Origin of the sequence: Niallia laureatilytica (assembly GCF_046613985.1) — a bacterium.
In the GTDB taxonomy this organism is placed as follows: domain Bacteria; phylum Bacillota; class Bacilli; order Bacillales; family Cytobacillaceae; genus Niallia.
Map to the genome: position 1 here is coordinate 561,730 of NZ_JBKKHP010000002.1, position 22,840 is coordinate 584,569.

The 22,840-nt window shown below is 37.1% G+C and carries 22 protein-coding genes and 1 riboswitch; of the genes, 12 read left to right on the forward strand and 10 right to left on the reverse strand.

All coding sequences use genetic code 11. The features are described from left to right. The first annotated feature begins 206 nt into the window (after nucleotides 1-206). Nucleotides 207-467, forward strand: coding sequence for an aspartyl-phosphate phosphatase Spo0E family protein (locus ACLIJJ_RS07865; RefSeq protein ID WP_233314647.1), 261 nt, complete (start codon nucleotides 207-209; stop codon nucleotides 465-467). Between the two features lie 446 nt (nucleotides 468-913). On the opposite strand, the gene ACLIJJ_RS07870 is transcribed toward ACLIJJ_RS07865, so the two are convergent. Continuing rightward, nucleotides 914-2,401: a PAS domain-containing sensor histidine kinase gene (locus ACLIJJ_RS07870; protein ID WP_233314646.1), complete on the reverse strand. Its 1,488-nt coding sequence runs from the start codon at nucleotides 2,399-2,401 to the stop codon at nucleotides 914-916. A 252-nt stretch (nucleotides 2,402-2,653) separates the two neighbouring features. On the opposite strand from ACLIJJ_RS07870, the gene ACLIJJ_RS07875 reads away from it, so the two are divergent. Both ACLIJJ_RS07875 and ACLIJJ_RS07880 read left to right on the forward strand, forming a co-directional pair. Then, complete coding sequence (locus ACLIJJ_RS07875; RefSeq protein ID WP_233314645.1) at nucleotides 2,654-3,097, forward strand: MarR family winged helix-turn-helix transcriptional regulator; 444 nt, start codon at nucleotides 2,654-2,656, stop codon at nucleotides 3,095-3,097. Between the two features lie 201 nt (nucleotides 3,098-3,298). Then, nucleotides 3,299-4,996, forward strand: coding sequence for a M3 family oligoendopeptidase (locus tag ACLIJJ_RS07880; RefSeq protein WP_237941140.1), 1,698 nt, complete (start codon nucleotides 3,299-3,301; stop codon nucleotides 4,994-4,996). A gap of 43 nt (nucleotides 4,997-5,039) precedes the next feature. On the opposite strand, the gene ACLIJJ_RS07885 is transcribed toward ACLIJJ_RS07880, so the two are convergent. Then, the gene (locus ACLIJJ_RS07885; protein ID WP_251644620.1) at nucleotides 5,040-5,267 is read right to left on the reverse strand and encodes a YuzF family protein; all 228 of its coding nucleotides are present in this window, start codon (nucleotides 5,265-5,267) and stop codon (nucleotides 5,040-5,042) included. A gap of 199 nt (nucleotides 5,268-5,466) precedes the next feature. Continuing rightward, a complete protein-coding gene (locus tag ACLIJJ_RS07890) occupies nucleotides 5,467-6,597 on the reverse strand; it encodes a CamS family sex pheromone protein (RefSeq protein ID WP_233314642.1) in 1,131 nt (376 codons plus the stop codon). Between the two features lie 267 nt (nucleotides 6,598-6,864). Between ACLIJJ_RS07890 and ACLIJJ_RS07895 the strand changes: the two genes are divergently transcribed. Continuing rightward, nucleotides 6,865-7,383, forward strand: a complete 519-nt coding sequence (locus tag ACLIJJ_RS07895) for an SF0329 family protein (protein WP_411228455.1) — start codon at nucleotides 6,865-6,867, stop codon at nucleotides 7,381-7,383. A 36-nt stretch (nucleotides 7,384-7,419) separates the two neighbouring features. Here the strand turns inward: ACLIJJ_RS07895 and ACLIJJ_RS07900 are convergent, their stop codons facing one another. Beyond that, entirely contained in the window at nucleotides 7,420-9,567 is a 2,148-nt protein-coding gene (locus tag ACLIJJ_RS07900; protein WP_411410746.1) for an ATP-dependent Clp protease ATP-binding subunit, read from the reverse strand. A 247-nt stretch (nucleotides 9,568-9,814) separates the two neighbouring features. Here ACLIJJ_RS07900 and ACLIJJ_RS07905 point away from each other — a divergent pair, with 247 nt between their 5' ends. Continuing rightward, nucleotides 9,815-10,855, forward strand: coding sequence for a YkvI family membrane protein (locus ACLIJJ_RS07905; RefSeq protein ID WP_233314636.1), 1,041 nt, complete (start codon nucleotides 9,815-9,817; stop codon nucleotides 10,853-10,855). A 27-nt stretch (nucleotides 10,856-10,882) separates the two neighbouring features. Here ACLIJJ_RS07905 and ACLIJJ_RS07910 read toward each other — a convergent pair whose 3' ends face one another. Then, nucleotides 10,883-12,244, reverse strand: coding sequence for a PFL family protein (locus ACLIJJ_RS07910; RefSeq protein ID WP_237941145.1), 1,362 nt, complete (start codon nucleotides 12,242-12,244; stop codon nucleotides 10,883-10,885). A 17-nt stretch (nucleotides 12,245-12,261) separates the two neighbouring features. Continuing rightward, on the reverse strand, nucleotides 12,262-12,537 hold the full coding sequence (locus tag ACLIJJ_RS07915) for an ACT domain-containing protein (protein ID WP_233314633.1): 276 nt from the start codon (nucleotides 12,535-12,537) through the stop codon (nucleotides 12,262-12,264). Between the two features lie 246 nt (nucleotides 12,538-12,783). Then, a riboswitch (glycine riboswitch) is annotated at nucleotides 12,784-12,859 on the reverse strand. 187 nt (nucleotides 12,860-13,046) lie between these two features. Here ACLIJJ_RS07915 and ACLIJJ_RS07920 point away from each other — a divergent pair. Beyond that, nucleotides 13,047-13,151, forward strand: a complete 105-nt coding sequence (locus ACLIJJ_RS07920) for a DUF6254 family protein (protein WP_233314632.1) — start codon at nucleotides 13,047-13,049, stop codon at nucleotides 13,149-13,151. Nucleotides 13,152-13,204: 53 nt separating this feature from the next. Here ACLIJJ_RS07920 and ACLIJJ_RS07925 read toward each other — a convergent pair whose 3' ends face one another. After that, nucleotides 13,205-13,378, reverse strand: a complete 174-nt coding sequence (locus tag ACLIJJ_RS07925; protein WP_233314631.1) for a YkvS family protein — start codon at nucleotides 13,376-13,378, stop codon at nucleotides 13,205-13,207. Between the two features lie 448 nt (nucleotides 13,379-13,826). Here ACLIJJ_RS07925 and ACLIJJ_RS07930 point away from each other — a divergent pair, with 448 nt between their 5' ends. From ACLIJJ_RS07930 to ACLIJJ_RS07945, 4 genes are all read left to right on the forward strand, one after another. Next, nucleotides 13,827-14,021, forward strand: coding sequence for a hypothetical protein (locus ACLIJJ_RS07930; RefSeq protein ID WP_233314792.1), 195 nt, complete (start codon nucleotides 13,827-13,829; stop codon nucleotides 14,019-14,021). 451 nt (nucleotides 14,022-14,472) lie between these two features. Further along, nucleotides 14,473-14,739 carry a phosphocarrier protein HPr gene (locus ACLIJJ_RS07935; protein ID WP_127735011.1) on the forward strand — a complete coding sequence of 89 codons (267 nt, stop codon included), beginning with the start codon at nucleotides 14,473-14,475 and terminating at the stop codon, nucleotides 14,737-14,739. Next, on the forward strand, nucleotides 14,739-16,457 hold the full coding sequence (ptsP, locus tag ACLIJJ_RS07940; protein ID WP_233314630.1) for a phosphoenolpyruvate--protein phosphotransferase: 1,719 nt from the start codon (nucleotides 14,739-14,741) through the stop codon (nucleotides 16,455-16,457). Before ACLIJJ_RS07935 ends, ptsP begins: the two co-directional genes overlap by 1 nt. A gap of 264 nt (nucleotides 16,458-16,721) precedes the next feature. Continuing rightward, nucleotides 16,722-17,600 carry an NAD(P)-dependent oxidoreductase gene (locus tag ACLIJJ_RS07945; protein ID WP_411410747.1) on the forward strand — a complete coding sequence of 293 codons (879 nt, stop codon included), beginning with the start codon at nucleotides 16,722-16,724 and terminating at the stop codon, nucleotides 17,598-17,600. Between the two features lie 43 nt (nucleotides 17,601-17,643). On the opposite strand, the gene ACLIJJ_RS07950 is transcribed toward ACLIJJ_RS07945, so the two are convergent. Both ACLIJJ_RS07950 and ACLIJJ_RS07955 read right to left on the reverse strand, forming a co-directional pair. After that, nucleotides 17,644-18,792: an aminotransferase A gene (locus tag ACLIJJ_RS07950; protein WP_233314627.1), complete on the reverse strand. Its 1,149-nt coding sequence runs from the start codon at nucleotides 18,790-18,792 to the stop codon at nucleotides 17,644-17,646. 129 nt (nucleotides 18,793-18,921) lie between these two features. Next, the gene (locus ACLIJJ_RS07955; RefSeq protein ID WP_237941148.1) at nucleotides 18,922-19,089 is read right to left on the reverse strand and encodes a hypothetical protein; all 168 of its coding nucleotides are present in this window, start codon (nucleotides 19,087-19,089) and stop codon (nucleotides 18,922-18,924) included. Between the two features lie 319 nt (nucleotides 19,090-19,408). Between ACLIJJ_RS07955 and ACLIJJ_RS07960 the strand changes: the two genes are divergently transcribed. Continuing rightward, nucleotides 19,409-20,710, forward strand: a complete 1,302-nt coding sequence (locus ACLIJJ_RS07960; RefSeq protein ID WP_233314624.1) for an MFS transporter — start codon at nucleotides 19,409-19,411, stop codon at nucleotides 20,708-20,710. Nucleotides 20,711-21,165: 455 nt separating this feature from the next. Further along, nucleotides 21,166-22,071: a chemotaxis protein gene (locus tag ACLIJJ_RS07965; RefSeq protein WP_411410748.1), complete on the forward strand. Its 906-nt coding sequence runs from the start codon at nucleotides 21,166-21,168 to the stop codon at nucleotides 22,069-22,071. Nucleotides 22,072-22,128: 57 nt separating this feature from the next. On the opposite strand, the gene ACLIJJ_RS07970 is transcribed toward ACLIJJ_RS07965, so the two are convergent. After that, on the reverse strand, nucleotides 22,129-22,596 hold the full coding sequence (locus ACLIJJ_RS07970) for a YkyB family protein (RefSeq protein WP_233314621.1): 468 nt from the start codon (nucleotides 22,594-22,596) through the stop codon (nucleotides 22,129-22,131). Between the last annotated feature and the right edge of the window lie 244 nt (nucleotides 22,597-22,840).

A 22,840-nucleotide genomic window follows, 5' to 3' on the forward strand; every position in this document is an offset into this window, starting at 1 on the left:
GGGGTTATGGAGGTTTTTGAAGGTTTATTTGTCGAAAATCCAGTTATTTTTTGACTATTCTAATTCCAAATACCTATTTTAAAGAAAAAAATGTCTAATATTGCGATTCTATTTACTTTTATTTATTTTCTTGTAATAATTCATCAAGTAAACGTGAATTTGTCTTTACAAATAATTAATATAAATACGATTAGGAGGAAAAGAAAGTGCAACCGAGGAAACAAGAATTACTGCTTGCTATCCAAAAGAAGAGAGAGGTGATGATTGAGGAAGCGCAACGTTCAGGGTATACGAGTGAGGAAACAGTCCGATACAGTCAGGAACTCGATGAGCTGATTTTTCAGTATCAATTGCATGTTCGGCTGCAAAAGACAAAGATGAATTTTGTGAAAAAATCCTATAAATCAATGATCGTATGGCCAAAGCATCTCGTCTACCAGCACAAAAAGATTTCAGAGATACTATGAAACATTTACAACATTGCCTTCCATTTAAAAAAGAATACGTTAATGGCTGAAAGTCAATATCCTTTCTTCTCGCCTCCTTGGGACAATCTGTTATATTCCAAATATAAAAGACAACGAGAGTTTCTTGTAACAAATCAGGTAAAGTCATTTTGATTTTGCGCCATGCATTATTTTATCTGGAAAAGTAACGATGTTTTTGTACATAAGGAAAGTTTTCTTTTATTAAGAAAAACAGCATGAAGGATGATGACAAAACAAAACCTTCGATTAATGCTGAAGGGTTATGGACAGTTTACGCATTTAAGATTAGCATCTATCACTATATCCCTTCTAAGAGTTTTTAATAAAGTATGAAAGCAAGAGCCATCGTCGCCTCGCCTCATTAAGAAATGTAGAAAGCCCTTATATAGATAAGGACTTTTTGCTAAAGGCTCTGATATGTTTTGTTATGAATTTAACGGCAGGATAATATCCACTTTCGTACCTTTGTTTTCCACACTTGAAAGATATATCTCCCCATTGAATGATTGAATAATTCTTCTGCATACGACAAGACCTAACCCTGTTCCAGATGACTTGGATGTATAAAACGGTTCAAACAGCTTTTTCAGTTCTGTTTCAGGAATACCTACACCAGTGTCATATACCGTAATGCTGACACGATTATTCAATTCTTTTAATTTAATTGTCAGTGTACCGCCGTTTTCCATTGCTTCTAATGCGTTTTTCGTAATGTTTAGAATGACCTGTTTCATTTGATCAGCATTGCAATATACAAACAGCTTTTTTTTGGCAATTTCAAAATGACATTCTACGTTATAAAGATTTGCCTCTGAGAGGATCAGGGGCTTTAATTCTGTAACAATGTTTTCAATGTTTAAAAGCTGTTTTTTAAGTTCTGTCGGTTTGCCCAAAATCAGAAACTGGCTGACTATTTCATTAATTCTATTAATCTCTTTTTGAATAATCGAGAAGTAGAATTGATCTTCCGCATCCTTATGCTTTTCACTTAACAGCTGTACGAGGCCCTTGATGCCAGTTAAAGGATTTCTAATTTCATGTGCAGAACTAGCGGCCATATTGCCGACCAGTTCGAGCTTATGCAGTTCATTTTCTTTATTTTCTTGGTCTGCTTTCTTTTTGTGATGATAAAGAATGATGACAAAATACAGTAAATGAAAACATATAAAGAAGATGAGCAGTAAAGGCCAGTTCTTTGTTAAGATTTTTTCGGTTTTAATTTCTTTTTGCTCTACAATTATCTTCCAAGGTAAGCTGTTCATAGGCAAGGCAATTGTGGAGCTGCTTAGAGATATTGGTTTATTCATACTTAATATAGTTTCTTTTTCTTCGCTAATAACGGCAATATTGCTTTTGGGTGTGAGCATTTCCATCACATTCGATAAATAATCGACCCTTAAATAAGCAATAATTAAGTTCACCACATGCTGCTGATCATCTAAAACTGGCTTGGCAAGACCGATTACTTTTTGTCCATCGACAAGGTAATCTGTTTTGTTTGAGACGGTTGCAATTTTTGCTTTAATGGCTTCTTTTACATAATCTTCTTGAGGGATAGCCATTTCTTCAATTTTCCTGTCTGTTCCAGCAATTCTATTGCCAGCAGGATCGAGTATGTAAATTCCTCCATACATTTGCTCCTGTAACAGGAGCTTTTTCAGGAAGATATTTTGCTTAGCTTTATCCCAATTACCTGAAGAGGATTCCAGCATGATGCTGACAGTATTCAATGAGTTAATCGTTTTATTAATAAAATTATCCCATTGCCTTTGATGAACAGAAGCAATTCTGTATGCATTTCTCTCATGCTTTGCGACTTCTTCCTTTTCTTTTGTAAACAATAATATCCCTGCTGCCAGAAGAAACGGGAAGATGGCAACAGTTATATATATTAATAATTTTTTAACAATCATACACATCTTCTCCATTAAAAATAACCAATTTATGTTTTAAGTAGATTTGTTTCTAAACTTATAATATACCATAAATTCCAAAAGAAGTAAGCAACTAGATGCCTATCTTTCGATTAAACAAATTGTCTGTAAACAATCCTGTTGATTCATTCGGAAAAAAAGGGTATGGTAAGAAGAGAAATTGACAAATACAAGGAAAAAAAGTATAATTAATTTGAATTCGAGATATTTTTATATAAAGGAAGAATAAATATGGGCAATGAAGAAACAAATCAATCATTAAAATTATTTATTGTGCTGTCAAGAGCATATCGAGCAATTAACGAAAACGTCAATAAACTTATTCACACATATGGATTGAATCCAACAGAATTTGCTGTTTTAGAACTGCTGTATCATAAAGGTGATCAGCCTTTGCAGCAAATTGGCGGAAAAATTTTATTGGCAAGCGGAAGTATCACGTATGTTGTGGATAAACTTGAGGAAAAAGGCTATTTGAAAAGGGTTGCCTGTCCTACTGATAGAAGGGTGACATTTGCATCCATTACCGACAGCGGAAAAGAAATGATCGAAACAATCTTTCCAAGCCATGAACAAAGAATTCATGATCTAATGTCTGAGCTTTCCACTGAAGAAAAGGAAACCGTCATACAGCTTGTAAAAAGATTAGGTCTTTCTGCCAGCGGAAAAAAATAACCAATTTGTTTAAAGAGGGGAGATACCCCTCTTTTTTTTATACTAATAATATATTAGTATAAACAAGTTTTACTAAGAATGCAGGAATATAGAGGCTCGCTGTATAATAAGAATAGTTGGATAAGAAATTAGATTTATTTCCGTTATACAACTATAATTATGAAAGCTTTGCGAAAAATAAAATAGCTTGGAGGAACATACGTGAAATTTTCAGCATTTACATACGAAAGACCAGATGTAACTAGCATAAAAAAAGAGATGGGCGCATTATTAGAAACCTTTAAAACTGCTGAAAATCTCGAACAGCAGATTGCAGTAATTGAAAAAATCAATAAGATCCGCAACAATGTTTCCACACAGTTTAATATTTGCTATATACGCCATTCGGTTGATACTGCTGATGAATTCTATCAACAGGAGCAGGATTATATTGACGAAATCTCTCCTGAAATAGAAGGGTTAGAAACGAAGTATTACGAGGCACTTGTGCAATCGAAATTCAAGGATGAGCTTGAAGCGAAATGGGGCAAACAATTATTCGCTTTAGCAGACGCTCAGCTGAAAGTCTTCTCCGAAGAAGTAATGTCTTTGCTGCAGCAGGAAAATAAGCTGTCAACAGAATATACAAAGCTTATGGCTTCTGCAAAGATTCATTTTGAGGGTGAAGAAAGAACATTGGCACAAATGGAGCCTTTTACTGAATCGAAAGACCGTGCTGTCCGGAAGGATGCAAATGAGAAGAAGTTTGCCTTTTTAGCGGAAAATGAAGCACAGCTTGACCGGATTTATGATGATATGGTTAAGGTCCGCACCGAAATCGCAAAGAAATTAGGATACAATAATTTTGTTGAGCTTGCTTACTACCGTATGTATCGCACAGATTATGATGCAGAGATGGTTGCTAAATTCAGAGAGCAGGTAAAGGAGCATATTGTTCCCCTTGCATCTAAGTTAAAAGAAAGACAGAAGAGCCGAATTGGCGTAGAAGAACTAAAATTTTATGATGAGCCGTTCAATTTCTTATCAGGTAATGCAGCGCCTAAAGGTGATTCAGAATGGATCCTTGAAAATGGCCAAAAGATGTACAATGAATTGTCAAAAGAAACAGGCGAGTTTTTTAAACTGTTAAATGAAAATGAACTGATGGATTTAGTCGCTAAAAAAGGAAAAGCCGGCGGAGGGTACTGCACTTTTATTGAGGATTATAAGGCGCCGTTTATCTTTTCTAACTTCAATGGAACTTCCGGTGATATCGATGTATTGACACATGAAGCAGGACACGCATTCCAGGTGTATTCAAGCGGTGCTAATTTTGATATCCCAGAATACTACTGGCCGACATATGAAGCGGCAGAAATACATTCAATGAGCATGGAGTTTTTTACATGGCCGTGGATGGACCTGTTCTTCCAGGAAGATGCAGATAAATATAAATTTTCCCATTTAAGCTCCTCCTTGCTTTTCCTTCCATACGGAGTGTCTGTTGATGAGTTTCAACATTGGGTTTATGAAAATCCGGAAGCAACACCGAAGGAAAGAAAGCAGGCCTGGAGAGAAATTGAACAAAAATACTTGCCGCATAAAGATTATGATGGAAATGACTATCTAGAAGGGGGCGGCTTCTGGCAAAGACAATCCCATATTTACACATCTCCGTTCTATTATATTGATTATACGCTTGCCCAGATTTGTGCCTTCCAATTCTGGAAGCGATCAAGAGAGAATCAGGAGGAAGCTTGGGCTGATTATGTGAAACTATGCCAGCTGGGGGGAAGCCTGCCTTTCACAGAACTGGTGAAGGAAGCAAACCTGATATCTCCATTTGAAGATGGCTGTGTGGAATCAGTAATTGGAGAAATTGATGCATGGCTTCAATCTGTTGATGACAGCAAGCTTTAAAGAGGAAAAGAAGACCACATCATTATGATGTAGTCTTCTTTTTTTAAAGACGTTTTAGAAATAATCTATGGCTTTCCGACAAAACGATGTGCGGATAGCGAATATGATAATGAGCATCGCCGGCAGTTAATGGAATATGGTCAATCGCGACCCCGCTCCATACTTCATCTAATGCTCCCATTGTTATAATAACGCGCAGGTTTTTGTCTAATAGGTGATCAAGAAACACAGGCTCTGCTGAGACAGTATAAGCAGGGGATAATTGCTTCATTATATCGGGAAATTGTTTAGAAATGTATAATGGAAAGGGGCAGTTTCGTTTGCTGTTGCCATTGCTGGAATGGCTGCATTAATGAATCAACTCCTTTATTACTAATAAAGTATGTTAAGCATTCATAAAGGTGCTAAAGTCAGAGAATGAAATATAGGAAAAAAAACCGGCAAGGAATACTCCTTGCCGGTTTTTTCGTTTACTCATATATTTCTGTTTTAATTTCTTTTTCAGAAGGGTCCCATATCATAATTGCTTTTGATTCTTCATTTGTTCCAGACAGTTGAACAGTAATCGGTAAATAATCCGGAAGTATTTGTGATTCAATTTTGCCGCCGACATACTCTATCATGGCTGTTGTTTCAGAAGAGGTGATATTAGGTGCTTCAATATCAAGGGTAATATTGGACAGCTCGTCTTCTTCATAGAGAAGCTTTCCGGTCATGATAATGTTCAATGATTTAAACTGTGTTTGTATATCTTCTTCCAGCGTCGAAAGAACATTCGATAACGAGCGGTCTAAGCTTTCAAATGTACTCGAAGGGAAGGCGATATACTTTCTGTTAATGTCATTCCATTTAGCAATAGTATTGTCGTTTTTGTCAATATAAGAGGAAGCTAAAAACTTACCTGGCACGATATTGCCTTTATTTGTTTCTTCATAAAGAGTTAAAAATATTGGAACATCTGGGATATCGCTGTTCGCTCTTATTCTCTTCAAAATCGTTTCTGCAATTTTTTTCCCTTGTTCTTCGACTTCGTTTTTACCGTTTTCTGTTTGATCTACCTTTATTTCGTCTGTATAAACCAATCCTGCATCATCTGTTGCTCGAATATAATAGATTTTATTTAAGGAAACAGCTAAAGAGATGCCTTGAATCTTTCCTTTGCTATTCACATAATCTTGTTCGAGCACATGTGAAAGCACCTTCGGATTTTTCTTTTCGTCCTTTAATATGTCGCCAGTATCTGTTAACGATGGGTTTAAGCCATTTTTGTCATCTGACTTTCTTGCAATCCAGCTGTTTATCGTTGCTGAATCCAAATATTGCCCTTCTTGCAGATAGTAGTTATCTGTTGGGAATTGGTCTGTTGATAAATCCATCAAGCCCATTTCCAACTCTTTAATGTCGACTAGATTATCGACATTGTTTACTATTGCGCCTCTTGCAATATTTACTTTAACAGGCTCTGCAATTCGGTAAATTTCTTTGTTTTGTATGACAGTAGTTGGAACAGTTTCTTCTGTGCCTCCATTGCCAGTGTCGTTATTACAAGCAGCGAGCAGTGTCACTAAAACCGTACTCAGTAATAATTTCTTGTATTTCATTAAAGTAGCTCCTAACCAAGTAAAAATATGTAGAAAAAATGAATACCATTTATATGGTAACATGTTAATGTCTTATTAAATTACAAAAATATAGAGTGTAAAGCCAATGTTTATTCTACCATGTAGATTTTCTTTAGTAAAATGATGTCTGATTTGTAGGGGAGCTAAATGAAAATAGTATCTCACCTTCTGGATATTACAGCTCTGTTTTTGTTGTATATGTTAAAATGAAGGAAAAAGATGTAAATTATCCGTTGGAGGTTTAATATGTTTGCACCGAAATGGAGTAAAGTAAAAAAGCATTTACAAAGCTTTATAAGTCCATCCTTAATAAACAGAGTCGATTTTTTGATTATCAATTATCGTAAAGTCCATGATAACTTAGGAAGAGCGGTTATTACGGTGGATAAAAAAGAAGTATGGAATATGTGTACAATAACAGCTGAGCGAAAAAAATTAGAGAATGTCAGAACATCAGTTAACGTATATGATTTAGATGGTTTTGTCAAAACAACAGCGAGAGGGGACTTTGCTCATAAACGCATGAAGGAGGAGAGCTTTGCCCAAGCTGATTTTTTTGATGGGCTGCAACAATCCTTCAGCACACAAATTCACGTATCCTTGCAATCAAGCAATATGCTGATAAAAATCTTAGCTCTGCTTGATAGACGTGTCGGTAAAAGGACGTTAATACGCCTTTTTGACACTATCCAAACAGAATCGGAACTTGTGCAATTCTTTTACAAGCTAAGATGTGAAGCTTGCGGGATAAATGTTTATAAGTAAAAAAAACGCTCAGAAATGTTCTGAGCGTTGAAGCATTTATTGGACAACCGTGCTGCTGTTCACTTGTTTAATGATGATGTTATCATCTTCTAATACGGCAGTAAGTTCGCCAGCCTCTGGTTCATCTAAGATAAAGTCAGCAAGGCTGTCTTCGAGATGCTCTTGAATGACTCTTCTTAGCGGGCGTGCACCAAAGTCTGGGTGTGTTCCCAGTTCTACCAGTTTTTCTTTTGCTTCAGCAGTAACAGTCAAAGTGATATGCTGTTCTGCCAGTGCATCTGAAAGGTCTTCTAATAATAAATCAGTAATTTTTAGCAAATGTTCTTTTTCTAATGATTTAAATTCAACGATTGCATCAAAGCGGTTTAAGAATTCCGGTTTAAAGAAATTGCCTAATGACTGAAGCAGAGTGCTTTCTTCTAATGCAGCGTTATTCTCAAAACCAACGACGATGCGTTTATGGCCGATGCCGGCGTTGCTTGTCATGATGATAACACTGTCTTTAAAGCTTACTGTTCTGCCTTGGCTGTCAGTCAATCTGCCATCCTCTAAAATTTGCAGGAAGATTGACTGAACGTCTGGATGTGCTTTTTCAATTTCGTCTAACAGAATGATGCTGTACGGATTGCGACGTACTTGTTCTGTTAACTGACCTGCTTCTTCATGGCCGACATAACCGGGAGGAGAGCCGATGATTTTGCTGATGCTGTGTTTTTCCATGTATTCACTCATATCTAAGCGAATCATGCTGTCTTTGCTTCCGAATAATTCATTCGCTAATGTTTTTGTTAATTCCGTTTTACCAACACCAGTCGGTCCGACGAATAAAAAGCTTCCAATTGGTCTGTTTTTAGATTTCAAACCTGCACGGCTTCGTTTAATTGCTTTCGCCACTTTTAGAACAGCCGCTTTTTGACCGATGACTTTAGCTTCTAAATTATCTGCCAAGTTTTTCATTTTTTGCTGTTCATCCTGTTGCAGCTTGCCGACAGGAATGCCAGTTTTCTTCTCAATCAGCTCTTGAATCAGCGTAACATCTACAACAGGTTTTTCTGTATTTGGATTATTTAATGCTTTTTCAAGCTCCTGTTCCTCTTTGCGCAAGTTTGCAGCTGCTTCATAGTTTTCTTCTTTTAACACAGCCTCTTTTTGTTTAGCAATCTCTGCTAGACGGTTATCAATTTCCTCTGTATTTGTGTAGCTTGAAGCTAAGTTCATTTTAGAGCCGGCTTCATCAAGCAAATCAATTGCTTTATCTGGCAAGAAACGGTCTTGAACGTAGCGGTGTGACAATTCTACACATGCTTTAATTGCTTCATCTGTGTAAGCTACTTCATGGAATTTTTCGTATTTATCTTTAATTCCCTCTAGTATGGCAACAGCTGCCGAAACAGTTGGCTCAGCCACTTGGATCGGCTGGAATCTTCGTTCAAGTGCAGCGTCTTTTTCAATTTGGCGATATTCCTTTAACGTTGTTGCACCAATGATATGCAGTTCGCCCCTAGCAAGAGCCGGCTTAAGGATATTTCCAGCATCCATAGAGCCTTCAGCTGATCCAGCTCCCACCAGCTGATGAATTTCATCAATAAAGACGATAACATTTTTTCTTTCTTGGATTTCCTGAATAATTTGCTTCATACGTTCCTCAAACTGACCGCGTATGCCTGTGTTTGTTACTAAGGAAGCGACATCAAGCAAATAGATTTCTTTGTTTTTTAATTTCTTAGGTACATTGCCTTCTGAAATTTTAAGCGCCAAGCCCTCTGCGATTGCTGTTTTACCAACACCTGGCTCACCAATCAGGACTGGGTTGTTTTTATTTCTTCTATTTAATATTTCAATCACTCTGTCGATTTCATTCTCGCGGCCGATAACTGGATCAATCAGACCTGCATGAGCTAAATGATTTAAGTTTTTTCCGAATTTATCTAAAATACCATTTGTTTTATGAGATGGAGCTTCTTGATTTTCTTTGCTTGCCCCTGATTGTTGAAAGTTTTGATTAAATGATTTAAACAATTCATCAAAAGGGGAAGATTGTTGGAAAAACATTTGGTTAGATGTCATTTTTTGTTTTTCTTTTTGATAGCAGCTGTGGCATAGATTTACATTGTTTTCTTCATTATTTAGAACAAAACGCAGGCTCACATTTGCATGGTTAGTTTGGCATATTTGACATTTCATATAAAAATCCTCCTTTTGGAATTTGATCAATTTTGACCTTTTGTAATTATGATTATACTTTGACCTTTTTTGACTTTCAACTATTTTGCCTGATGAAATTATTGGAAATTTAATGGTCCTTTTAAAAATCCACCTAAGAAAAAGGAAAGATTACAGACACTTTAGCGGAAATAAAAGCAGATTACAAAGAAAATGCTCGTCATTGTTTGTCCATTTTGTCATATAGATTAGATAAGGAGGGAAATATGTGAAAAACAAATGGAGTGGAGCCTTTCAGCTTGCAGCTGTATATGTAGGTACTGTTGTGGGAGCTGGTTTTGCAACAGGTAAAGAAATAGTAGAATTTTTCTCTCAGTTTGGCATGATCGGTTTGTTTGGGATACTTGCCTCTGGTCTAATATTCTCTTATTTAGGCTCAAAACTAATGAGAATATCGGTAAAAATAAAAGCGAGATCATATCAGGAATTTACAATATTTCTGTTCGGCAGAATAGCAGGAAGTCTAGTCAATGTCTTAATGCTTATCATGCTTATTGGAGTATGTGCTGTCATGCTGTCAGGGGCAGGAGCTGTCTTTGAAGAGCAGCTTGGGTTAAGCAAATCTTTTGGAGTTATCTTTACCATAATTCTTTCATTAATTGTTATGCTTGTTGGTATGAAGGGATTATTTGCGGTTAATACATTTGTAGTACCTATAATGATAACTTTCAGCTTCATTTTGTTTTCTTTGTCGATTCAGCTGCCTGGCTTTATGGATCGTATTGATGATTACACAATGGTGGATTGGAAAGGGCTGACATCTCCATTTTCTTATACAGCATTAAATCTTTCTTTGGCGATTGCTGTACTTGTTCCGGCAGCTTCAGAAATAGGGGATGATGAAACAGTAAAATGGGGTGGGATAATCGGTGGTATTGCTTTAATGTTTATCCTTCTTTCGAGTCATTTTACGTTAATTATGCTCGAGAATATCGACAGCTACGCGATTCCGATGGCGTCTATTATGAGAAATCTGGCTCCAAATCTTTCTTGGATATATATTCTTGTCATATATGGGGAAATCTTCACTTCTGTCATAGGCAATGTTTACGGGTTGGAAAGGCAATTGAACCAGTATATAAAAATCCCGGGCATCCTCATTATTGCCTTAATCTTTGCAGTATCTTATTTGATCAGCTTCATTCACTATGGAACACTGCTGTCTTATCTATATCCGCTTTTTGGGTATATAAGCCTTGTTTTTTTACTGCTGTTATGGGCAAAGCCGATTCCACAAAAAAATGTCTGACTCCAAAGAGCCAGACATTTTTACTTGTTAGTTAATAAGCGCTTGCAGTGGGGAAGGGATGCGGCCGCCGCGGTCAACAAGCTTTTGAGAGCTGTACGGATTAACACCCATAACTGGAGCTCTGCCAAGCAAGCCACCGAATTCAACCATTTCGCCTTCTTTTTTACCAGGTACAGGGATTACACGAACAGCAGTTGTTTTTTTGTTAATCATTCCGATTGCTGCCTCATCAGCGATAATTGCCGAAAGGGTGGCAGGTGAAACGTCTCCTGTAAGTGCAATCATATCAAGTCCAACAGAGCAGACACATGTCATAGCTTCTAGTTTTGACAATGTTAAGCTGTCATCAAGAATTCCGCGAATCATACCATTGTCTTCGCTGACAGGAATGAACGCTCCGCTCAAGCCGCCAACATAGGAGCTTGCCATTGCGCCACCTTTTTTCACAGCATCGTTCATAAGTGCAAGTGCTGCAATCGTTCCGTGTGTACCGACACGTTCAAGACCGATTTCTTCCAATATATCAGCAACACTGTCATTAATAGCATTCGTCGGTGCTAAAGACAGGTCCATAATTCCAAATGGAACCCCTAGGCGTTCTGCTACCACTCGACCAATCAGCTCACCAGCACGGGTAATCTTGAAAGTTGTCTTTTTAATAATGTCAGAAACCTCTCCTAAATCTGCATCAGGATATTTTCGCAATGCATTAAGCACAACACCAGGTCCGCTGACGCCAACATTAAGAACAACTTCTCCTTCACCAGCTCCATGGAAAGCACCAGCCATAAATGGATTGTCCTCAACAGGATTACAAAAGACAACTAGTTTTGCACATGCTAATCCGTTTTGGTCTTTCGTCCGTTCCGCTGCGTTTTTAATGATAATTCCCATTTGTTTCACAGCATCCATATTGATTCCAGTCCTTGTAGTAGCAACAGAGATAGATGAGCATACTCTTTCTGTTACAGCAAGCGCTTCAGGCAGTGCATCAAGCAATGTTTGATCACCTTTTGTGATGCCTTTATGAACCAATGCAGAGTAGCCGCCGATAAAGTCAACATTCAAGTCTTTTGCTGCTTTATCCAAAGTTTTTGCCAGCTCAATTGCTTGTTCTACTGTTGCATTTCCAAGAATTTCAGCAATTGGAGTAATAGAAATCCGTTTGTTGATGATAGGGATTCCATATTCTTTTTCCGCTGCTTGGGCAACCTCTGTAAGCTTGCTTGCATAAGTAGTGATTTTTTTATAAACAGCGCTGTTCATTTTATTGAAATCAGAGTCAGCACAATCATACAGGCTTATCCCCATTGTAACTGTACGGATGTCCAAATTCTCCATTTGGACCATATTGATGGTTTCCATCATTTCATTTAATGCAATTTTCACTTTTTTTCCCTTCTTTCTTAGACACGGTGCATGGATTGGAATATGTCTTCTAATTGGATATTAATTTTTAAACCAAGCTGATTGCCCAATTCATCCAGCTGCTGGCGCAACTCATCGAGATTTTCTTTTTGAGTAATATCGACTATCATCATCATCGTAAAAAAGTCCTGTAAAATCGTTTGGCTAATATCCAAAATGTTGACATTGTTTTCTGATATGATAGTAGTCACCTTGCTGATAATTCCTACTTGATCTTTACCTACTACACTTACAACGGCACGTCGTTGCTGCATGATATCACCTCATTATAATGATGGTCTTTTGTTAAGAACGCCTTACAAAGTTTTAGTTGTTACTGCATATTCTGCTGCTACCCCCTAAAATTATGTAAGCTTAAGGTAGTGGTTCTTATAAAAAAGACAATTACAATTTGTACACGTTAAAAGAGAGAAAACGTTCCTTCCTAAAACAAAAAAGAGATTGGAATTCCTCCAATCTCTAGTCCAAAGAATAACGAATACACTATAAAAGTATAGATCAGTTACTCTCCTGTCCTTTTACCTGAGATTGTGAATCCTTCGGTGCCTTGAAAAAGGTCTCTCCAGAAGCTGCTCCTGCCATAGTGTAATCCATGACATTCAACGCACGCTATTCGTATATAAAATTATATTTGTGATGTTATCAGTTTTTTTTGATTTGGTCAACAACATTTCTTCCAGCAAGAATTACTGGCAAATAGGTTGACGCTGGATAATTTTAAAAACTCCGCTCATGCTAACAATAGCAAGAAAGGAGGTGCACTATGTCTAAGGCAAAACGAGAAGAAGAAAGAGAGTGGACTGTCCGTAAGCAGAAACAGAAGCCGCACGGAAAGGTCAAAACAAAAAAAGAGCTTGCTGAAGAGTAGAAGCTATTTATACTTAGAGTAAATAACAAGAAGCCGGCATAGCCGGCTTCTTGTTATTTAATTATTTTATAATTTTTATGATTAACGACCGTACGTTGTTCCAGCTCAAGGTCGCGATAATTATCCATATATGTCAAATCTACTATTACCGAATTCTCATTTACTTTTTCTACAATTCCTTGCAGGCCTCTAAATTCAATGATATTGCCAACCTCAGCTCTCTTCATTTGTACTCTCTCCTTATACGCCAAATTTATATAATTCTGTATTTTTAGTTTGCACTAAAAAAACTTTCCCGTAAAGAAATATGGATATATGATGAACAAAGAAGGCATTTGTTTATATCCATTTCGTGCAGTTTAAAATTAAACCGCTTACCTTTTGGGGTAACCCATTAATCGATGCAGTTAATCTAGGCTAACTTTTGCATCTTAGAAGTAGGATATTAGGCTTATGCACACGTTCAACAGCTTGGACAAAAGTTTATTCGTATGAATGAAGTTATTATAACATAGTTTTCAGTAATTGGTAATTATATGCACATTCATATCTTATAGACATTGTATGCAAGGATGAACAAATTTGTTTCCAGCAATCATGTGTGATAATAATATTTATATGTGCATTGTTTAAAGAAATGATAGGTAATAATGAAAAGGCAGGTAATTGGATTATATGTTGCAGGAAGAAGTTATACATGTGTTAGAGCAATTAAAATCTGGAGAACTTAAGGAATATAAAGTAAGCAAAGCCGATTTTCTCGCTTTCCGTCTCGAACTCGTTAAGAGGGAGGATTTTAAGCATTACCGGGGAATTGCTCAAAGAGGCGGCGATGTTATTTATCAATACCTTGAAGAACCGAGAAGCTAGTTGTTAGGAAAAGACTAGTTGTAGGTAATTGGTATGAGGTATGTGCGTACAAAGCTTTTTTAAGTTTGTGCGATATTTTTCATTGTCTCATCGGAAAAGAAATGCTATCCTACTTTTGAGATGTCTTTTTTAAAAATAACTTAAATGCCTGATAATTATCATTAATTTACATTTTTTCTTATGCTTTTGGAAAAAACTATAATGGTCAAATAATATATATAAAAATGTTGATTTTACAGTAAACACAACAATCCAGCAAGTCTTGTACGCTTGATGGCTATTCGGACAAGTTTAAAATTTACATCTTTTATACTTTCAGTTTACAATAGTAGCTATTAAATTATATATTAGTTATGGATAAACAATTTTCTTGACTATTATATAGGGTTGTTTAAGTTGAAAAGGCTTAATGCATCTTATTTATTATTTGAATGAAGGAGTTTGATTTTTAATGGTAGAAAAACAATTTAAAGTTATCGCAGATACAGGGATTCATGCCCGTCCAGCAACTCTTTTAGTACAAGCTGCAAGCAAGTTTGACTCTGAAATTAACTTGGAGTTCAAAGAAAAAAAGGTTAACCTTAAATCTATCATGGGTGTTATGTCTCTTGGAATCGGCCAAGGCGCTGACATTAAAATCATTGCAGAAGGCAGTGACGAAACAGAAGCTATTAACGGTTTAGAAGAAACATTGAAAAAGGAAGGACTTGCTGAATAATGAGTTTTTTACAAGGAATTGCTGCCTCTAGTGGAATTGCCATTGCTAAAGCATATCGTTTAGTAGAACCGGATTTATCTTTTGAAAAGAAAACAGTAGAAGATGCTGCTGCTGAAATTAACCGTTTCCAAGCTGCTCTTTCTACTTCTAAGCAAGAGTTGGATGCTATTCGTGAAAAAGCGAACAAAGAATTAGGTGCTGATAAAGCAGCGATCTTTGAAGCGCATCTTTTAGTATTAAGCGATCCAGAATTAATCGCTCCAATTGAAGACAAAATCAACACAGAATCTGTAAATGCAGAAGTTGCTTTGAAAGAAACAACAGATATGTTTATCAACATGTTTGAATCAATGGATAATGAGTACATGCAAGAGCGTGCTGCTGATATCCGTGACGTTACTAAAAGGGTTCTTTCTCACTTGCTAGGTGTACACTTGGCTAACCCAAGCATGATTTCAGAAGAGGTTGTAGTGGTAGCGGAGGACTTAACTCCATCTGATACAGCTCAGTTGAACCGTCAATTTGTTAAAGGCTTCACAACAGATATCGGCGGAAGAACTTCTCACTCTGCTATCATGGCTCGTTCTTTGGAAATTCCTGCAGTAGTTGGAACGAAAAAAGCGACAGAAGAAATCTCAAACGGTGATTTAGTAATCGTTGACGGATTGAAAGGTGAAATCCATATCAATCCAACTCCAGAAGTAGTAGAAAGCTACAAAAAAGTTGCTGCAGAATATGAAGAGCAAAAAGCTGAGTGGGCTAAGCTTGTTAACGAGCAAACTGTCAGCGCTGATGGTGTGCATGTAGAATTGGCTGCAAACATCGGTACTCCAAACGATTTAGAAGGTGTTACTTCTAACGGTGGAGAAGCAGTAGGTCTATACAGAACAGAATTCCTTTACATGGGCAGAGATCAGCTTCCAACAGAAGATGAGCAGTTCGAATCTTACAAAGCTGTTCTTGAAGGAATGAAAGGTAAGCCGGTTGTTGTTCGTACATTGGACATTGGTGGAGACAAAGAGCTTCCATACCTTGAACTTCCTAAAGAAATGAATCCATTCCTAGGATTCCGTGCAATTCGTCTATGTCTAGAAGAAACTGGAATCTTCCGTACGCAATTAAGAGCATTGCTTCGTGCAAGCTCATATGGAAACTTGAAAATCATGTTCCCAATGATTGCAACATTAAACGAATTCCGTGCTGCTAAAGCATTGCTTGAAGAAGAAAAAGCAAACTTGACTGCTGAAGGTGTAACAGTTGCTGATAAAATCGAGCTTGGAATTATGGTTGAGATTCCTTCAACAGCTGTATTGGCAGACCAATTTGCGAAAGAAGTTGATTTCTTCAGTATCGGAACAAATGACTTGATCCAATACACAATGGCTGCTGACCGCATGAACGAAAGAGTTTCTTACCTGTATCAGCCTTACAACCCATCCATTCTACGTCTTGTTAAGATGGTTATTGATGCTGCGCATAAAGAAGGCAAATGGGCTGGAATGTGCGGAGAGATGGCTGGAGACGAAACAGCAATTCCGTTATTGTTAGGTTTAGGATTGGATGAATTCTCTATGAGTGCGACATCTATCCTTAAAGCAAGATCACAAATTCTTAACCTGTCTAAAAAAGAAATGGAAGAGCTTGCTGAAAAAGCATTGCAAATGTCCACAACAGAAGAAGTTATGGAAGCAGTTAAAGCTGCAGCAAAACTTTCTTAATCAGGCAGAAAAAATAAATAATTTTTTTAATAAAAAAAGTGAGGATTCATGTTTAGAATTGTTCACAGCGGGTAAAAATAAACTAAGCACAGGCACTTAAAGTTTTTTAAGTTTGCTAAGCTATTCTCATTTTCCCCTTATTGACTGACTAGTAGCCTAGTCAGTCCTTTTTTTGCTTCTTTTTCTCATGTCCTGTTAATGAATTATTTTAAGCCTGTATGGTATGATTGAGGAGCAAACGAAGAAATTGGGAGGGAGAATGGAATGCTTTCTAAAGAAAATACGGTAATTGGATTTATCGGCATCGGTGTAATGGGAAAAAGCATGGCGCGCAATCTCATGAAAAAAGGGTATTCTGTTGTGGTGTATAACCGCACGAAGGAAAAAGCAGCAGATTTGCTGCAGGAAGGCGCAGCTTGGGCTGCAAGTCCGAAAGAAGCAGCGGAAAAAGCTAATGTTATCATTACGATCGTTGGCTACCCTAAAGATGTGGAAGAAGTGTATTTAGGGGAGAATGGAATCATAACAAACGGCAAAGAAAATACATATGTGATTGATATGACAACATCAACTCCAAGCTTGGCTAAAAAGCTTTTTGAAGAAGCTAAGAGCAAACAGATGCATGCATTAGATGCACCTGTTTCTGGCGGCGATATTGGCGCTAGGGAGGCTAAGCTGTCGATAATGGTCGGAGGAGACAAGGAAGCCTTCCATGATATGCTGCCAATTTTCGAAATCTTGGGAACAAATATCGTTTACCAAGGTCCGGCAGGCTCTGGACAGCATACGAAGATGTGCAATCAGATTGCCATTGCTTCGAATATGATAGGAGTTTGTGAAGCGATTGTTTATGCTGAAAAAGCAGGCTTAAACCCGGAAAATGTTTTGAAAAGCATTTCGACAGGAGCAGCGGGCAGCTTTTCGTTGACTAACTTGGCTCCGAGAATGATTAAAGGAGACTTTGACCCAGGTTTTTATATTAAGCATTTTATTAAAGATATGAAAATTGCCATGGAAGAAGCAGAAAAAATGGGCATGGAAACACCAGGCTTGACGCTGGCTGAAAGCTTGTACAGCAGACTGTCTGCTTTAGGTCAAGACGAGTTGGGCACACAGGCATTATATAAATACTGGCAGCAATAAAAAAAGGAACTCTCCTTAAGCACAGGAGAGTTCCTTTTTTTGTTTAATGGGAGGCTAAATATGCTGCAAGTCTGTCACATGCCTCTTTTAATGTATCAAAAGAATAAGCGAAGGAAATGCGGAAATAGCCTTCTCCTAAAGCTGAAAAAGCGCTGCCTGGAACAACTGCTAAATTGGCCTTTTCCACTAAATCCAAGCAAAAGTCAAAGGAGCTTGTGCCTGCTACAGGTATCTTAATGAAAAAGTAAAAGGCGCCGTCAGGGTTTATCACTTCTAAGCCCATATCTGCCAGGCGGGAGTAAAGATAGTCCCGTCTTTTTTTATACTCCTCTTTCATTGCTAAACTGTCATTAATGCCGACAGTTAATGCCTGTAATGCTGCTCGCTGGGAAACAGATGACGCGCATGTCACGTTGTATTGATGAACTTTCAATATTTGCTGGCAAATGCTTTCAGGAGCAAACAGAAAACCAATTCTCCAGCCTGTCATGCTGTGAGATTTAGATAGACCATTAATCACAATCGTTTTTTCTCTTAAAAAACTGCCAATGGATATATGATCAGCATCAAAGAGTAGTTCGCTGTAGATTTCATCTGCCAGTACGAATATATCTTTGTCTTTAAGCAGTTCAGCTATAGCCAAAAGTTCCTGCTTGTTAAGGCTGACACCTGTCGGATTGCTTGGATACGGCAAAACGATGCATCTAGTCTTATTTGTTATGTATGGTGCAATAAGCTCTGCAGTAAAGCGAAACCCATTGTCTTTAATATCCACATAAACTGGATCTGCCCCGCAAAGGCGAACTATCGGCTCATATCCAGGATAAACAGGTCCTGGAAGTATCACTTCGACACCTTCGTCTAATATGGTCCGGAAGGCTATATCGATTGCTTCACTTGCGCCTGCAGTTACAATAACCTCTGATTGGGGATTATAGTTTAAGCCGTATTTTTGGTTGACAAAGTTACTTGCTGCCTCTCTGAGTGAAAGATCTCCTGCATTATGAGTATATGTCGTAAAATCCTCATCAATTGCTTTTTTGGCAGCTTCTTTAATATGATCTGGTGTAGGAAAATCAGGCTGGCCGATTGTAAGGGAAAGCATGTCTTTTTTGCCTGCAACCATGTTGGAGAATTTACGAATTCCGGATATTTCAATATCCTTTACTTTTTTGTTTATCAAATATTCCATGTTTTCCACCTTATTTTTTATTTTCTGCTTATTATTAGTATCATAACAAATCCGTGTTATCTTGAAAACATTAGCCTGACCATAAAAAAAGAAGCACTTTGAAAAAAGCGCTAAAGTTTATTGCAAAGATTAATAACCGTAGTCCCAATCTATATCATTTTTGAGAAAAACGATGTCTCCATCCGCGGGTGTAAGAATGAAATTTATTTCCTCTGTGACAGAAGTGTCTGCAATTTGTATATTTTCAACAATGATGATAGATGAATCAAGGTTAAAGAAAATGGCTGTACTATTCATCGGTTTACTTCCCCCCTTATACGCTCCATCTTAAGTTACTGATGCCCTATACAATATCCTATTCGCAAAGGATATTTTCGATTAGATTTTAGCTCGAAATTCACAAAGTTGTGCTTTTTTAAAGCGTATGGCAGAACACTTAAAGTTTTACGATTACAGTTTATTTACATAAAAAGGGTTGTTTCCTTTAATTTCAGCAGATAAGATGGAAAAGGAGGAGGTTATTACCATAAATGTATGGATAATGGGGGTAATCTTCATTTCCTTTCATATAATGATAAAACAAGTTCTGTTTGTTTGAAGGAGGTCAATTTATAGAATGGAACAACGAAAAATCCAAACGAAAGATTTACGAGGGCCCGCACTGTATTTTTCATTACCAATACTCGCTTGGGCTCTATATGATGCAGCAAACACGATATTTTCTTCCAATATTAACACGATATTTTTCCCTTTATATTTAAAAGAGGTAATTGGCTCAAATGAGGTTCAAGACCAAATAGCCAGCACGTTAATATCGTATTCTAACGCACTAGCTAGCTTTTTGTTAGTTTTATTCTCCCCTTTGTTTGGCGTGCTTATGGATAGAACAGGGAGGAAAAAGAAATATATTATCATTTTTACGATCATAACAGTTATTTCAACTGTTCTGATGGGAGTTTTCGGAGGAATCACATTCCAAGACTCTATCATAGGCATACCTATGTCATTATTTATCGTTATATTATTATTCGTTTTTGCAAAGTTTACTTACCATTCTAGTCTTGTATTTTATGATGCGATGATTTCAGATCTTGGCACAAAAGAACAGCTGCCGCTTATTTCTGGATTTGGTGTGGCAGTTGGATATATGGGGACATTGATTGGCTTGCTTGTATACATATTTGTTGGAGATGATAACTTTCATCAATCATTTATCCCGACAGGCTTGCTGTTTTTATTATTGTCTCTACCGCTTTTCTTTATTATTAAAGATACTCCAAAACAGACTGCAGAAAAACAATCCTTTCTGTCTGGCTATAAGGAAATCTATGAAACATTTAAGCAAGCAAAGAGCTACCGTAATATCTTTACTTTTATGATTGCTTATTTCTTCTTAAATGATGCAGTGGCTACGACAATTGCGATGATGGCTGTTTATGCACAAGCCATAGTTGGGTTTTCTACGGGCAAGTTTATTGTTTTATATTTAGTCTCGACACTATCAAGCATAATAGGCTCTTTTATTTTTGGTTACATTGCAAAAAGAATCGGTGCTTATCAATCAATCAGAATTGTGGGGTATCTATTAGTTGCTGCCTTAATTATCGCAACAGCTGCTTGGAATGAGCTGATGTTCTGGATTGCTGGAAGCATGTTTGGTATTGCTCTTGGCAGCATGTGGGTTACTTCTAGAACGTATATCGTTGAAATTACCCCCGAGGAAAAAAGGGGCCAGTTTTTTGGTTTATTTGCCTTCTCAGGTAAAGTTTCCTCTATTGTTGGTCCGCTTCTATATGGAAGCATCACCTTAATTTTTGCTGATTTAGGAGATACTGCGAGCAGGATGGCATTAGGGTCACTAATCATCCTAACTATAATAGGTTTGATCGTGCACGGAAAGGTACAAACAGATAAATAACGAACAAATAGGCTGAAACATAAGGACGTCAATCTCTAATCAAAACCAAACTATTAACGATTAATAGTTTGGTTTTTTGTATGAATATAATAATGAAAAGTCTTAGCAGAATGGAGCGGAGGATACTAGACTTCTGCGGGTAAAAGAGGACACTTTAGCTTCCTCCCCCCGAAAAAAGCGATTGGACGAGAGCTAATGAACCGAACAATTTATTCGTATTTAGATAGGCATCTTTTGTTTTGTCTCATCTCCTGTTGGGTTTATGAGACACATCTGTGCAATTATTTTTTTAGCACTCTTCATAGATTTTAAAAGCGGCCGATATAAAAAAAGAATCAAGGCAAAGCTTTCATCTGAACAAACTTTTGCCAATTATAAAATAAATGTTTAAGTTTACAATAATTGCAACGATATAACGAGTAAGTAGATTATGTTTAGTAGGAAGGACGAAAATAATGAACAACGATAAAGGAATCTTACTAGAGACAGGTACAAATGAATTAGAGATTGTAGAATTTGGTGTAGGCAAAAATAAATTCGGGATAAATGTTATTAAGGTAAAAGAAATTATTAACCCTGTACCTATTACGTCAATTCCCCATGCCCATCCTAATGTTGAGGGCATTATGGAATTGAGAGGAGAAGTGCTGCCAGTCGTAAACCTTGCAAATGCTTTAGGTTTGCCGCCTTCAGAGGAGCCGGACAAAGATAAATTTATTGTTTCTGAGTTCAACAAAACAAAAATTATCTTTCACGTACATAATGTCTCCCAGATACATCGTATCTCTTGGGAAGACATTGAAAAGCCTTCTGAAATGTACCAAGGTGCAGAAAGTCAAATCATTGGTGTAATTAAGCTGAATGGCGAAATGATTTTGCTTCTTGACTTCGAACGCATTGTTGTTGATATTAATCCAGATTCAGGTATTAATGTTCAGCAAGTGAAAAGATTAGGAACACGTGAAAGAAGCAATAAACAGCTTATTGTAGTCGAAGATTCACCATTGCTAAGAAAACTGCTTGAGGATACGCTAGCAGAGGCAGGCTATGAGAAGGTGCATTTCTTTGAAAATGGCCGAGAAGCATTGGAACATTTGCAAGGAGTCATTGATTCTGGCAAAAAGATAGAAGATGTTGTCCAATTGGTGATTACAGATATTGAAATGCCGCAAATGGATGGACATCATTTAACAAGAAAGATTAAAGAGGAAGCTAAGCTGAGCCATCTTCCAGTTATCATTTTCTCTTCCTTAATTACGGAAGATTTAAGACATAAAGGGAAACGTGTCGGAGCGAATGCACAAGTAAGCAAACCAGAAATAGCGGAATTAATTCTGTTAGTTGATGAGTATATTATCTAAAAAAGAAAGACTGCATGAATGATGAATTCTTGCAGTCTTTTTGCTATATGCATTTAACTAATAGCTTTCCCCAAGTCTTTTGAAAACAGGCTTAACATATCGTTTGCTTGGCGGCTTGTTTTGATCTTGGTTGTCTTCTTTTAAACCAGTATATGCAATCAACAGCTTTTTTGCCTGGTTAAGAGAGAGGGTAGATTTTGGATTCCTGACGTTTTGGTTTAAAGAACCAAGATGAGGCAATTCTTCAAAATCTTTTTTTGTTGGCGGCAAGTGAAAGGTATATTCCCCGCATTGAACCAGGATATCAGATTGTTGCTGGCTGTTTCTTGGATTGCTGGAAAAGTGAAGCCCTACCTTTTTTGCTTTCCCTTCACTCAGCAGTTTTTGCAGACTTGCCTGTTTCAGCTTATAAAGAAATTTCGGATCTGTTGCTGTTTTAGCATGGCGATTTACTACTGAAATGGATTGAGAGAGGTTTTCGATCGTTGGATGCAGTTGCGGCATTTTTGATGGATGCTTGTGCATTATCTATAAACTCCTTTCTAGTAGAGAATGAATACAAGCTATTATACTATTTTTCCAATAGAAAAGGAATCCTAATCTAAAAGCGTCTTCTATAATGGAATGATTCCTTTTTAAAAGGTTATTATAAACATTTCTTACTAATTGCCGATAATTATACTAAGAAAAACGTAGATATATTATTGATTCCATTATTGTAGACGAACAGCCTGGGATTTATACATTTTAGCGCATGGCTAATTTTGAA

Coding starts and splice junctions, on each gene's coding strand:
- ACLIJJ_RS07870 (WP_233314646.1), bottom strand. CDS start 2,401: ATGATTGTTAAAAAATTATTAATATATATAACTGTTGCCATCTTCCCG.
- ACLIJJ_RS07875 (WP_233314645.1), top strand. CDS start 2,654: ATGGGCAATGAAGAAACAAATCAATCATTAAAATTATTTATTGTGCTG.
- ACLIJJ_RS07885 (WP_251644620.1), bottom strand. CDS start 5,267: ATGAAGCAATTATCCCCTGCTTATACTGTCTCAGCAGAGCCTGTGTTT.
- ACLIJJ_RS07890 (WP_233314642.1), bottom strand. CDS start 6,597: ATGAAATACAAGAAATTATTACTGAGTACGGTTTTAGTGACACTGCTC.
- ACLIJJ_RS07895 (WP_411228455.1), top strand. CDS start 6,865: ATGTTTGCACCGAAATGGAGTAAAGTAAAAAAGCATTTACAAAGCTTT.
- ACLIJJ_RS07900 (WP_411410746.1), bottom strand. CDS start 9,567: ATGAAATGTCAAATATGCCAAACTAACCATGCAAATGTGAGCCTGCGT.
- ACLIJJ_RS07915 (WP_233314633.1), bottom strand. CDS start 12,537: ATGCAGCAACGACGTGCCGTTGTAAGTGTAGTAGGTAAAGATCAAGTA.
- ACLIJJ_RS07920 (WP_233314632.1), top strand. CDS start 13,047: ATGTCTAAGGCAAAACGAGAAGAAGAAAGAGAGTGGACTGTCCGTAAG.
- ACLIJJ_RS07925 (WP_233314631.1), bottom strand. CDS start 13,378: ATGAAGAGAGCTGAGGTTGGCAATATCATTGAATTTAGAGGCCTGCAA.
- ACLIJJ_RS07930 (WP_233314792.1), top strand. CDS start 13,827: ATGTTGCAGGAAGAAGTTATACATGTGTTAGAGCAATTAAAATCTGGA.
- ACLIJJ_RS07935 (WP_127735011.1), top strand. CDS start 14,473: ATGGTAGAAAAACAATTTAAAGTTATCGCAGATACAGGGATTCATGCC.
- ptsP (WP_233314630.1), top strand. CDS start 14,739: ATGAGTTTTTTACAAGGAATTGCTGCCTCTAGTGGAATTGCCATTGCT.
- ACLIJJ_RS07945 (WP_411410747.1), top strand. CDS start 16,722: ATGCTTTCTAAAGAAAATACGGTAATTGGATTTATCGGCATCGGTGTA.
- ACLIJJ_RS07950 (WP_233314627.1), bottom strand. CDS start 18,792: ATGGAATATTTGATAAACAAAAAAGTAAAGGATATTGAAATATCCGGA.
- ACLIJJ_RS07955 (WP_237941148.1), bottom strand. CDS start 19,089: ATGAATAGTACAGCCATTTTCTTTAACCTTGATTCATCTATCATCATT.
- ACLIJJ_RS07960 (WP_233314624.1), top strand. CDS start 19,409: ATGGAACAACGAAAAATCCAAACGAAAGATTTACGAGGGCCCGCACTG.
- ACLIJJ_RS07965 (WP_411410748.1), top strand. CDS start 21,166: ATGAACAACGATAAAGGAATCTTACTAGAGACAGGTACAAATGAATTA.
- ACLIJJ_RS07970 (WP_233314621.1), bottom strand. CDS start 22,596: ATGCACAAGCATCCATCAAAAATGCCGCAACTGCATCCAACGATCGAA.